12 protein-coding genes are annotated in these 12,079 nt (G+C 58.3%); 6 read left to right on the top strand and 6 right to left on the bottom strand.

Going from position 1 to position 12,079, the window contains the following annotated elements; genetic code table 11:
• The 6 genes from AB4M76_RS19085 to AB4M76_RS19060 all read right to left on the bottom strand — a co-directional run bounded on the left by AB4M76_RS19085 (window position 1) and on the right by AB4M76_RS19060 (window position 4,128).
• Window positions 1-1,368, bottom strand: a complete 1,368-nt coding sequence (locus AB4M76_RS19085; RefSeq protein ID WP_136720529.1) for a M23 family metallopeptidase — start codon at window positions 1,366-1,368, stop codon at window positions 1-3.
• Window positions 1,365-1,982 (bottom strand): SCO family protein, encoded by a 618-nt coding sequence (locus AB4M76_RS19080; protein ID WP_368443825.1) that lies wholly within the window; start codon window positions 1,980-1,982, stop codon window positions 1,365-1,367. The genes AB4M76_RS19085 and AB4M76_RS19080 overlap by 4 nt, the downstream gene beginning before the upstream one ends.
• Entirely contained in the window at window positions 1,982-2,395 is a 414-nt protein-coding gene (locus AB4M76_RS19075; protein ID WP_136720528.1) for a copper chaperone PCu(A)C, read from the bottom strand. Before AB4M76_RS19075 ends, AB4M76_RS19080 begins: the two co-directional genes overlap by 1 nt.
• Window positions 2,396-2,477: 82 nt before the next feature.
• The gene (locus tag AB4M76_RS19070) at window positions 2,478-3,137 is read right to left on the bottom strand and encodes a thioredoxin domain-containing protein (protein ID WP_067263745.1); all 660 of its coding nucleotides are present in this window, start codon (window positions 3,135-3,137) and stop codon (window positions 2,478-2,480) included.
• Window positions 3,134-3,556, bottom strand: a complete 423-nt coding sequence (locus AB4M76_RS19065; RefSeq protein ID WP_067263748.1) for a disulfide bond formation protein B — start codon at window positions 3,554-3,556, stop codon at window positions 3,134-3,136. Before AB4M76_RS19065 ends, AB4M76_RS19070 begins: the two co-directional genes overlap by 4 nt.
• Before the next feature lie 5 nt (window positions 3,557-3,561).
• On the bottom strand, window positions 3,562-4,128 hold the full coding sequence (locus AB4M76_RS19060) for an SCO family protein (protein ID WP_067263755.1): 567 nt from the start codon (window positions 4,126-4,128) through the stop codon (window positions 3,562-3,564).
• A 214-nt stretch (window positions 4,129-4,342) separates the two neighbouring features.
• Here AB4M76_RS19060 and AB4M76_RS19055 point away from each other — a divergent pair, with 214 nt between their 5' ends.
• The 6 genes from AB4M76_RS19055 (at window position 4,343) to AB4M76_RS19030 (ending at window position 11,863) form a co-directional block, all read left to right on the top strand.
• A complete protein-coding gene (locus tag AB4M76_RS19055; RefSeq protein ID WP_067263750.1) occupies window positions 4,343-4,771 on the top strand; it encodes a helix-turn-helix domain-containing protein in 429 nt (142 codons plus the stop codon).
• A gap of 774 nt (window positions 4,772-5,545) precedes the next feature.
• A complete protein-coding gene (locus AB4M76_RS19050) occupies window positions 5,546-6,541 on the top strand; it encodes a cytochrome c oxidase assembly protein (RefSeq protein ID WP_067263753.1) in 996 nt (331 codons plus the stop codon).
• Between the two features lie 397 nt (window positions 6,542-6,938).
• Window positions 6,939-7,535 carry a c-type cytochrome gene (locus tag AB4M76_RS19045; protein ID WP_248646527.1) on the top strand — a complete coding sequence of 199 codons (597 nt, stop codon included), beginning with the start codon at window positions 6,939-6,941 and terminating at the stop codon, window positions 7,533-7,535.
• Window positions 7,532-10,078: a cytochrome c oxidase subunit I gene (gene ctaD / locus AB4M76_RS19040; protein WP_093743702.1), complete on the top strand. Its 2,547-nt coding sequence runs from the start codon at window positions 7,532-7,534 to the stop codon at window positions 10,076-10,078. The genes AB4M76_RS19045 and ctaD overlap by 4 nt, the downstream gene beginning before the upstream one ends.
• Before the next feature lie 8 nt (window positions 10,079-10,086).
• The gene (locus AB4M76_RS19035) at window positions 10,087-10,464 is read left to right on the top strand and encodes a hypothetical protein (RefSeq protein ID WP_136720527.1); all 378 of its coding nucleotides are present in this window, start codon (window positions 10,087-10,089) and stop codon (window positions 10,462-10,464) included.
• Between the two features lie 46 nt (window positions 10,465-10,510).
• The gene (locus AB4M76_RS19030; protein ID WP_093743704.1) at window positions 10,511-11,863 is read left to right on the top strand and encodes a c-type cytochrome; all 1,353 of its coding nucleotides are present in this window, start codon (window positions 10,511-10,513) and stop codon (window positions 11,861-11,863) included.
• Window positions 11,864-12,079: the final 216 nt, after the last annotated feature.

The raw sequence follows: 12,079 nt of genomic DNA, 5'->3' as shown, positions 1-12,079 counted from the left end.
TTAAAGCCTTTCGGTTGTTGTCTGTACAAATTCGCTGGTGAGCCTCTCGGCCAGTAGCGAGCGAGCCTCAGCCAATCGCTCAAGTGCAGCCGGGCCAACCGCATCCCGGTCGGCCGCCTCTACCAGTCGGTCGTCTGAGAGAGGATCCGTCGGGCGACCATCGACCAGAACCTCATAATGCAGATTTGGGCCGGTCGCGGTGCCGGTAGCACCGACGCGACCGATCATGTCTCCGGCCATCACGCGCTGCCCTTGTTCGAGTGTGTCCGGCACCTCGCTGAGATGTGCGTATCGTGTCAGGGTGTCGGAACCATGCGATATCTCCACCACCCGGCCATATCCACCACGACGTCCGATGAAGCTCACGCGTCCAGGCGCCGTTGCTTTTACAGGCGTACCGCGGGCCGCAGCAAAGTCGACGCCGGTGTGCATGCGTACATTCCCATAGACCGGGTGCGTGCGACGGCCGAAGACGGAACTCAGCCGCGCTCCTTCCACCGGTTGGGCAAAGACACGCAGGACCTCTCCATCCACATAGATCGTCGCTTGACCGCTGCCGTCATCCGGCCAGACGATCTCATAGACCGATCCAGCAAGGTCCAATGCGGCAAAGGCAAGCTCGGGCTGGCCAATCCTTTTGTTTCCTTCTCGCGCCTCGCGCCAAAGGAGACGCATCCTCTCACCCCCGGAGAGTTCACGTCGAAAATCGATTGTGCCGCCCAGCATCTGTGCCAGATCGACCGCGAAGCGTGCAGGTATCTTTGCCTTGTCCAACGCTGCGGAGATCGAACTTTCAACCACCGCCTCGCTTGCGAAAATCACCACTTCAGGGTCTGGTTCCAATACGCGCGTAAGAAGTTCTTCACCAAAAACCGTTTCGATCCGCACTCCATCGTCAATGGCCAGTTCTACGCGCTTCGGATTGCCGTCCGCGTTTGAGATCACGGTGATCTCATGGCCTGGGCGCAATCGGCGCAGATCATATTCCACTCCAAGTGCGAGAGCGATCTCCGCACGGGCGGGTGCGGCAACGCCGGCGTTCGCTAAAACTGCATCCAACGTCTCACCCGACGCGATTTGACGCGTCCAAGTCACCAAGGGCGGTTCAATTTCTGGCAAGGCGGTTTCGGTGACGTCAGGCTGCAAGAGAGGGACGTTTAGGATTTTGCGCGCTCCGTCGACTTGTGTGGTTTTGGGAACTGTCATGACGCTATCAGCAAGTCGCGGTTCCAAAACTGCAGCAGGCGCCCATTGCGTTGCTTCGGCAATCGATTGGGGCACCGGTTCTTTGGACCACCACTCTAAGGTGGCGATGGCAGTCATCGAAAAGGCGCCAACCAGGGCCACCGAGGCAACTCTTATTCTCATGTTGTGATCTCTACATCTTCTGTCAACGCACGTCGGATCTTCGGTACTGCGAATTCTCTTGGCTCGTGGTGGTCAATCATGGTGACGAACTCACCGTTGGCGCCAAAAAGGAATATGCTTGCCGTATGGTTCATCGTGTAGTCACCTCCCTCGGTCGGGACGCGCTCATACGAAGCCCGAAACCCTTCTGTAGCGCGGGTAATCTGGTTTTCCGTTCCGGTCCAACCCCGAATGGCCGGATGAAAATAGCCGACATATTCGGCCATGGCCTCGACCGTGTCACGCGCCGGATCGACCGTGATGAAGACCACGTTCATCTGCGCGGCTTCGTCTCCGAGATCTTCAAGCCAGCCTGAGATATCCGATAACGTCGTGGGGCAGACATCCGGGCAGTAGGTGAACCCGAAGAACACCATGGTCGGCCGTCCGATCAGGGTTTCTGGGCCCACTTCATGGCCTTCGTGATCGGTCAGTCGGAAATCCATCACCGTTAGGGGGAGCGGCCTTTGGCCAGTAGGTTTCGGAGCGCCGGGACCATCCACGCGCCACCAGCCGATACCAAGCATCATAGCCAGAGCGCCTGCACCGTATTGGAACAATTGCCGACGCTTCATCAGCTTTCCGGCCCGCGCGCGGCGATCCCCAGAATTGGGACCTCAACAGTCACTTCGCCACCGTCCGAGAAAGTCAGTGTCAGCGGGAAGGTCTCGCCTTCGATCATCGGGTCTTGCAGCTTCATGAGCATGGCGTGCAGCCCGCCCGGCTCCAATGCCACGCTTTCGCCCGGCCCAATCGTGATGTCGCCTGCAGGTGACATTGAACTGACGCCTGCAGCGTTGGTTTTCGTCTCATGGATCTCGGGCATCGTGGCCAGTGGTGTTGTAAGTCCGGTCAGCGTGACTGTGTCTTCATTTGCGTTATGTATAGTGAAATATGCCGCGCCCGGTCGGTTTATACCAATCGAAGCACGGGACCACGCGTTTACTACGATGACGTCCTCCGAACCGGCAAATGTCGGAGTCGACATGCCCGAGAGCAGCAAAAAAAGAGTCAAGCCCTTGATATAAGGTAGCTCTATCATGACAGATTCTCCTTTATCTATCCGAGCATCAACTTTGGCTGACCGCAATTTCTGCAGCGACCAGTCGCCGCAGTTCGGCCTCACCGAACGGGTCTAATGGCTTGGCGTTGACGAAGAACGTGGGCGTTTGTCGCACGCCTACCGCTTCGACATCAGCGCGGTCCTGATTGAGCACTGCCACGACACCGGGGGCCAGCATCTGTGTTCGAGCAGCTTCGACATCCAGACCACCGCTTGCGGCAATCTCAAGGATCAAACCCGGTGCTGGAGTGCCATGGGACGCCCATCGTGGCTGCTCGCGCAGGACCGCTTCCAGCACGGGTTCGAACACATCCTGCATCCGCGCAGCTTCGAGAACACGGATCGCTTCCACTGAAGCTTTCCCGTGAAAGGCAGTATATCGAATGACGACACGGACCGCACCACCGTGCTCAGTCATGATATCCTTGACCACGGGATAGAAGGCGCGGCAGGCCTCGCAAGCTGGATCGAAAAACTCGACAATCGTGACAGGTGCCGTTTCGGGGCCAAGGATCGGGGAATAGGACCGGATCAGCACATCGTTCACTTCGGGCGCGACAGGGACTGCCTCTGCCATGGGTTGGGGGCGGGTGGCATACCAAGCCGCGCCGCCAAAACCTGCGGCACCAACAGCCAGAACGGATAGAACGAGGCCGCGTCGATTCATGTTTGTTTTTCCTTCAGTGAAAGGGCCGACAGCACCCCGATAATCGTGAAGGCGACAAGCGCCATCAGCGGAATCGGAATCCCGAAGACCAACTGGTTGTCGTCGGTACAAGAGGGGCCAGTCGCCGTGCAGGGCTGGATCGCCTCGGGGATCAGACCGACATAGAGGCCGATGTGATACATCGCCACCGCCGCCCCCCCAAGCGCCAGTGCAACGCCATAGCGCCCCACGCGGGAATCCTGCCACCACAACCCGAGCCCAAGAACGATGGCCAAGGGGAACATGAAGGCGCGCTGGAACCAGCAAAGGATGCAAGGCGTTTGACCAAGCACCTCGCCAATAAAGAGCACGGCAAGCGATGAGATAAGCGCAATGATCCACGCTAGGCCAAGGGCTGTTTCTCCAGAGAGTCGGGGCATGACGATCAGATCCTCTCTTTCAGATCGGCGAGGATCTCTTCGGCGGGCGTGCCATAGGGCCAGGAATCCGCGAAGCCTGCCTGCGTGTCGAAAAGGAAAAGGTGTGACGTGTGACCCATCGTGTATCCACCCGGCGCAGTAGCCTCCTCGATCCGCTCAAAGAAAATTGGGAAAGTCTCGGATGTTGCGGCGATCTGCTCCGGCGTGCCGGTCAGCCCGATGATTCCTGCGTCGAACATGGGCACGTACTCTGCTAAAGCCGTCGGCGTATCTCGCTCGGGATCGATCGTTATGAAAATCGGCTGAACCATTGCCGCCTCATCGCCCAAGCCCTCCATCACGGCCGCGACTTCGGACAGTGTTGTCGGACAGACGTCGGGGCAATTGGTGAAGCCGAAGAAGACCAACATCCAGCGACCTTTGAAATCTTCCTCCGTTTGGACCATCCCGCGATGATCGGTCAGTTCGAAATCAGCAAAAAACGGTGGTTCACTCTCTGTGCGGGCAAGGTCGGCACGGTAGTCCACCCACAGCAACAGCCAGATGAGAACGAACGCCGCCACGCCCGCCAACACCTTCGATACCTTCTGAAAACCTGGAAGCCTCACACCGCTACGCCCGAACTTGATTCTATATTTTGGAGGTGTCTACAACTTCTAGCAGCTGTAGGTTCAAGCGCGATTGTCGCTAATTGGCTGGCAATCACGGACCTGTGAGGAGGTGGTGAATCTTGTGATGTCTGCCACTTAAAGCTACACCCTCTGTAGCTAATGTGGAGGGCCTGAAATGTTGACCATTGGGACGCTTGCAAAAAAGACCGGTACAAAAGTGCAGACAGTCCGGTATTATGAGCAGATCGGGCTCATGCCAGAACCCGGCAGAACTGAAGGCGGCCAGCGACGATATGGTGATGCCGAGCTTGACCGCCTGTCGTTCGTCCGGCACGCGCGGCAACTGGGGTTCTCGTTGGATGCGATCCGCGAACTGCTCGACCTCAGCGATCACCCGGGAAAATCTTGCGCGGAGGCCGATGCGATTGCCCGCCGGCAGCTTAAGCAAGTTGAGCATCGACTGGCTCGCCTGGAGGCGCTGCGCACGGAATTGAAACGTATGGTGCATGAGTGCAGTGGCGGGCAGACCGCTGACTGCCGTGTGTTAGAGGTGTTGAGAGACCACTCCGAATGCCTGACAAACCATGAAGAGATCGGCGGCTAAGATGCCCGTTGCGTTTGTCTATCCGATCGCGGCGCTCTTGCCGCGCCGCGTGGGGTGTGACCGCTCTTCGCGTCAAAGAGACAGACACTGTTGTTCAACTTGCATGATCTCGATGTCGCTGCGCGCGCTCTTCATGATGCAGAGGGCAAGACCCCGGCCTTCGACCGCGTGCTCAAGGCCAAGGCCAACTTGTCGCGCATGTGGTACGCGGACTGACTGAAAAGAATCGGGCAGCCGTGTCTGGTCGGTCTGGGCACGGCTCTGAGTTCGCGCGCATCTTTGGCGACGAAGTCATCTTGTGCAGACTGGGATCCCATCTTCCAGTCCCGGAAAATCGCCGCAGGTTCCGATCTCCGTTGCTGAACGCTAAAAGCTGACTTGTCGCGGCTGGCCTCTGGGCGATACGACGGGCGACAAACATTGGCGCAGACAAGGGACGTATTGAATGTTCGAAATCTCCGGTGTCGGGATCATTGAAGAGGTTGCCGGTTGGGTTCGTATTTGTGCTCTATCGTATTGCGCCGCTCTGCCGGGTGTCGAATTCGCTTGAACCTATAGCAGCTAGAGGAACTATGTTGCACAAAGGTTGGAAAGACCGACTACCTGCGCCTCTCGAAGCCGCGTAACGCGAACGCCTCTCGTTCAAAAGGAATACCGCATGTTTTTTCATCGGCCCGCGTGTGACGGATCAGCCAGTTAATCTGATCGCATGGCGACAGGTGCAAGTCAGGACCCGCCGATATTGGATGAGACGGAGATGTAGAAAGATTGTGTATGCTGCACATTGCAGGACATCAACCTCCCCAGACCACTTTGCCATCGCCGTCCCAAAGGTGGCTCATTCTATCTGTCTCAATCGTAGTCGCTCTTACCGCAACGTCGCTTCGCGCCCACACCGACGGCGCACCTCTAGAGCCCCATGACTTCTGGACAACCTGGTCTCTACCGCCTTCCGTCATTTTGCCTTTAGCAAGTGTCGTGGCATTGTACTCACGGGGCGTTCTTCTTGCATGGACGAAGGCCGGCCTAGGCCGCGGCGTCCGAACTTGGCAGACGGGTTCGTTCTGCATAGGCATACTGGCCCTGATTGCAGCCTTAGTGTGGCCTCTCGATGCGTTGGGCGAAAGTCTCTTCGCTGCTCACATGGGCCAGCACATCGTCTTGATGGGGCTGGCAGCGCCATTCCTTGTGCTGGGCCATCCTGTTCCGACTATGATGCGCACGTTGCCAAGGACATGGCAAAGGGGGCTCGCGTCACTCGCCTCATCTGAGGCCTGGCGAACGGGATGGAACTGGCTCACCGCAACCAGCATCGCATCCCTTCAGCAACTGGTCGTGTTTATCTTATGGCACGCGCCACCAGCGATTGCCGTTTCCCTGGAAAACGACCTCGTGCATTCGATCATGCACGGCTCGATCTTTGCTTCTGCATTAGTCTTCTGGACAGCGATAACACGCAAGCACAGTAGCGGACCGGGCGCCGGCGTTCTGGGACTGCTGATTACCTTTAAGTTCTCACTGATCACCGGAGCCTTGCTCGCTTTCGCTCCAGAAGCGTTCTATACGAGCTACGGTATCCGCTCCATGGCTTGGGGCTTGTCGCCGCTCGAAGACCAGCAGCTGGCCGGACTGCTGATGATGACGGTCGGTTCCATGATGTACGTCGTGGCGACAGTCATTCTAGTGGGCGTCTGGCTGGGGGTATCGGAAAAAACCGGAATGACGCCAAACGGATTCGGCTCGAAGGCCACGCGCAAGGGTCCCACTTGATGAAGAAATTTCGAACGAGCAGAACATTTCCAGCGATCTTCGCACTTTCCGCTTGCGAAGGTCCTCAATCTGCGTTCGACGCGGCCGGTGCTGAGGCTGCGCGGGTTCTCACACTTTTTTGGGTAATGCTTATTGGCGCCGTGGCGATCTGGGCTGTCGTTGTCGCCATCGGTTACTACGCTACAAAGACGCGGCCCGGACAACACAGCGAAAAAGCCGGCCTACGGCTCATCATCTGGGGAGGATGCGTCTTTCCGACCGTCGTGCTGGCGATGCTGCTGTTCTGGGGGCTCAGGATGATGCCTGATCTGCGCCCCCCGGTGACGGCCCTACCATCGCCGTCTCGGGTGAACGATTCTGGTGGCGCGTCGCCTACGGCGTCGAGGGCGAACCCGGCGTGGTGCGCAACCTCCCGATAGGCGGGGTCCCTAGCGCCAACGAGATCTGGATCCCGCTGGGGAAACGTACGGAAATTCTCCTCGGCAGCCCGGACGTTATCCATTCGTTTTGGGTGCCGCCGCTTGCGGGCAAGATGGACGCGATACCCGGACGGGTGAATCGGCTCATCCTCGAACCGACAGAAGTCGGCGTCTTCAACGGTGCTTGTGCGGAGTTCTGTGGTACGGCTCACGCGCAAATGGGTTTTCGTGTGGTCGTGGTGCCTGAAACCGAATTCACGGAGTATGTGAGGGCGCAGGCCCAGCCTGCAGCAGTGCCCGAGAGCGAGGGCCTCGATCTATTCATTCGGAACGGATGTGCAGCCTGCCATGCGATCCGGGGCACACCGCCCGACGGGGTAGTAGGGCCCGACCTTACGCACCTCGCCAGCCGACGTACGATTGGAGCTGGCATTGTTCCAACCACTGTCGAGAATATCGCCGACTTCGTTGCCTCGCCGGACCATTTCAAGCCAGGCATCGAGATGCCGGCCTTTGGCATGCTGCCGAAAGACGAGATCGCTCAAATTGCTGCTTGGCTAGGGAGTCTGGAATGACCGAACGCGAGAACACCGCAGCAGATGGACCGGATCAGGAGGACGAGGAGGTTCGTCGCGGCCAGGAGGAGCGGCTCCGCAAGGTCTGGGCTGCACCAAAAGGTTGGCGCTACTGGTCGGCGGTGAACAACACTGAGGTCGGTATCTGGTACACGGCTGCGGCATTCGGGTTCATGTTATTCGCTGGAGTATTGGCGCTGACAATGCGGGTGCAGCTCGCGGTGCCAGAGAACGACTTTCTCACGGCAACCTTCTACAATCAGGTTTATACCCTTCACGGCACGGTGATGATGTTTCTTTTCGCCGTTCCGATCTTCGAGGCAGTGGCCATAATTCTGCTTCCTGAAATGCTTGGCGCTCGTGATTTGCCCTTTCCTCGCCTGTCGGCATTCGGATTCTGGTGTTTCATGATCGGCGGCGTGTTCGTCGCAGGATCCATTTTCTTCGATGCCGCGCCGAACGCAGGCTGGTTCATGTACCCGCCACTCACTACGGACGAGCGGTACACGCCGGGCTATGGCCCGGACATCTGGCTGCTGGGTCTGTCGTTCATCGAGATTGCCTCGCTTGCCGCGGCGGTTGAATTGATCGTGGGAACGCTGAAATGCCGCCCGCCCGGCATGCGGCTAAACCTGATGCCGCTCTACGCCTGGTACGTACTCGTCGTTGCCGGTATGATCCTCTTCGCTTTCCCGCCACTGATCGCAGGTGACATCCTTTTTGAGCTCGAGCGGATGTTCGATTGGCCATTTTTCGACCCTAGCCGCGGCGGCGATCCTGTCCTCTGGCAGCACCTGTTTTGGATCTTCGGCCATCCGGAGGTCTACATTGTCTTTCTCCCGGCAATCGCGCTGGTTGCGATGATCGTGCCGACCTTCGCCCAGCGTCCGATCCTCGGCTATTCGTGGATCGTGCTCGCGGCCGTGGGCACCGGTTTCATCTCCTTCGGGCTCTGGGTGCACCACATGTACACCACGGGCCTCCCTGCGATCTCGCTCGGTTTCTTCTCAGCCGCCTCAGAGGCAGTTGCGATTCCGACCGGTGTGCAGATTTTTGTGTTTTTGGCAACGCTCCTGACCGGCCGCGTGATCTTTTCCGTTCCGATGCTCTTTGTCGCGGGAGCGCTCGCCACCTTTGTCATCGGTGGGTTGACTGGCGTCATGGTGGCGTTGGCGCCTTTTGATTGGCAGGCCCACGACACCTACTTCGTGGTTGCTCACCTGCACTATGTGCTGATCGGGGGGATGCTGTTCCCCTTGATGGCCGGAGTTTACTATTACTGGCCGATCATCGGCGCGCGGAAGCTATCGGATCGGCTGGGCCGGATCGCGTTCTGGCTGATGTTCGTGGGCTTCAATGTCGCATTCTTGCCGATGCACTGGGCTGGACTAATGGGAATGCCACGCCGCGTCTGGACCTACCCGGAGGCACTTGGCGTTGGCATATCAAATCTGGTCTCCTCGGTCGGCGCCTTCGTGTTCGCCTCCGGTGTGTTGGTGATCGTCTGGGACGTGATTCGGCCCCGCAGCAGGGAGCCATACGCCAAGCGAAATCCGTGGACCGCCGGCACGCTGGAGTGGCTGGCAAGAATGCCCTCAGAGAGTTGGGGTGTGCGCTCGGTGCCGATAATCTCTTCTCGCTATCCCCTCTGGGAACAGCCGAACTTCGTCGACGATGTCGACAAGGGCCGGTTCTACCTGCCCGACGCCGAGGAGATGAAGCGCGAGACTTTGGTCACAACAGTTCTCGACGGCAAACCATTGCATTGCCTACGCGTACCTGGCCCCAGCTTCATGCCGATGATCGCAGCCATCATGACCGGCGCAGTGTTCATCTTCGCCACGTTCCACTGGTGGACCCTCACCATTACCGCGATGGTCCTGTCCATCGCGTCTATTATTATTTGGCTCTGGCGCGGCACCGCCCAGATTCCTGAGAAAGCCGAAAAGGATGTCGGCCTCGGCCTGAAACTGCCACTCTACAAGTCGGGTCCGGATTCGATTGGCTGGTGGGCGATGTTTATCACCATGACGGGCGACGCCACGGCCTTCGTCGGCCTGATCTTCGGATACTTCTACTTCTTCACTATCCATGCCGATTTTCCACCACCGACAGCGGTCGGACCTGGTGTGTTCTGGCCAAGCATCGCACTCCTGCTGTTCGCGAGCGCTTGGACGGCAGCCCTCTTCGCACGGATATTGAACCGCGCTGGACGGGTCGGACCGGCACGTGGCCTAATGGCTGCCGGCAGCGTGGCCTCGCTCGCTGCCAGCGCGACACTGCTTTGGGGACCGTTCACCAACGGCCTCGACCCGTCCGCCCACGTCTATCCGGCGACTGTTTGGGTGTTAGCAATCTGGACAGCCGTCCACGGTGGGGTGGGCGGCCTGATGCTCGGCTACTGCTTGGCTCGTTCCTATGCCGACCGGATGACCCCCGAATACGATATCGATATCTCGAACGTGGCGCTATATTGGCATTTTGCCGGAGGTACCGCTCTGGTCACTGTGGCGACGCTCGCGTATTTTCCGATGTTGATGTGAGATCGGCCATGCAGATATTTGGCAGAACAAAGGACAATCTTTGGACACTGATCGCAGCACCAGTGATTTGGGGAATTCACTTTCTCTTCAGCTACTTTCTCGCAGCCTTTCGGTGTGCCCCAAATGCCGATATTTTCGAATCGATCGGAAGCACACGCGTTGCTATCGGTTTCGTGACGCTCGTCTCGCTTTGCCTGATTGCACTCGTAATTCGCCGCGCATGGCACGAATGGCTAACCGGAGGCGGGGGTTTCCGGAATGACCAAGACACGCCGGAAGGGCGTGAAAGCTTTCTCGAATTCTCCACGCTGCTTTTGGCCGGACTTTCATTCGCTGCGGTAGTCTTCGAAACCATGCCCATTCTGGTCATTGGAGACTGTAGATGAACTGCAGACCTTATCGCTCATTATCGCACAGTTGGGATGCAGCTTCATGCGGCTAAAGCTCGTTCTGACCTGGAAATGGATGGCCGGAATCGTTGGCCTCGGCATCGCGGGGGCGCTCCTGATCAGTTGGTCGGGACTGGTTTCGATCGCCGCCTCATCCGGCCACTGGAGCGTGACGCGCTGGTTTCTCGGCTGGACAATGGAGAATGCGGTCGAGAGCCAGTCGTTGCTTGTCTCAAAGCCGGAGGGTCTCGACCTCGATGACCCCACATTGGTTCTTCGCTCGGCCGCCCACTATGCGACGGCCTGCTCCATATGTCACGGCGCCCCAGGTGTCCCGCAATCTCCAGTAGTTCAGGCGATGACTCCGAGCCCGCCTCGTCTCGAGGAAAAAGTCTCTGAATGGAGCGACGAGGAGTTGTTCTGGATCGTCAAGTACGGGATAAAGTATTCGGGCATGCCTGCTTGGCCAACGCAAGATCGCGACGATGAGGTCTGGGCACAGGTCGCCTTCTTGCGGGCACTTCCCGGCATGACGCTAGGCCAGTACGCCGAGTTGGCCTTGCGCGGTGAGCCGACGGGCATTGATTTCGCGCAAGGCGCCGAATCCGCCGCTGCACCAGACGGCGTTGTTGAAAACGCGCTCGCGGATTGTGCCCTTTGCCACGGACGCGATGGCTTGGGTCAAGTAGACGAAGAGGCGGAGAACGCATTTCCTGCCATCGCCGGTCAGCCCGCGCCGTATCTATATGCCACGCTGCGCGCGTTCGCACTCGGAAAGCGACGAAGCGGCTTCATGGAGCTCCCCGCGAGCCGCTATGAACCGAAGGTGCTTGAAGCGCTTGCGCGCTATTTCTCGGAGCAACCGAATCCGGCTCTGGCAACAGTCGCAGGTTCCGGAGCGGAGTTTCGAAGCGCAACCACTGACCTTCCCACCGATAGCAATGCCGTGGACAGCCCTCTCGTTGCCAGAAGTCCAGAACCATTCGTACCGCCGTTGTCCTCCTGGCAGGACGAAGCCGGAATCCTGGAAAGAGAAGATGATGTTTCTAATCCCATGACCCCGACAGCAGCGCCCGCGGGTCTCGTCACTCCAAGGGAAGGATTGCTCGAATTTGGAAGACGCATCGCTGTCGAGGGAGTCAGACCGTTAAAAATTCCTGCCTGCCAAAGCTGCCACGGCCGGTTAGCGCGGGGAAATAACCCCTATTACCCCTATCTTGAGGGCCAGCCCGAATGGTATCTTTCGGAGCAACTCAGCCTTTGGCAACAGAGGAAGCGGGGCGGCACTGTATATTCACACATTATGTCCGAAATCGTGCAAAACATGAGCGATAATCAAATTGCAGCAGTTGCCGCCTGGTACGCTGAACAACCTCACGTGCGCAGGCGCAAGTAAAGTGGCCGGAGCGCTCCAAAGACCCTTAGGGTGCGACAGCGTCAGTAGTTCGCAAGTCCAATGGAATAGGTACAGATGTCACGGTCTTGCAATGCCAGCTTCCGTTTCGTGACAACACATCAAAAGGCGGAGCCTGAACCGTCGTTGCGGAACGGCGACATCGCCTAGATGCAGATTGGGAACCAAATAACCGCTTGCGCGTTCTTGTTGAACTGA

The organism is Sulfitobacter sp. PS-8MA, assembly GCF_040933935.1.
Taxonomy (GTDB): domain Bacteria; phylum Pseudomonadota; class Alphaproteobacteria; order Rhodobacterales; family Rhodobacteraceae; genus Sulfitobacter.
Note: the sequence above shows the minus strand (reverse complement) of the source record. Positions and strands in the feature narration are given on the sequence as shown.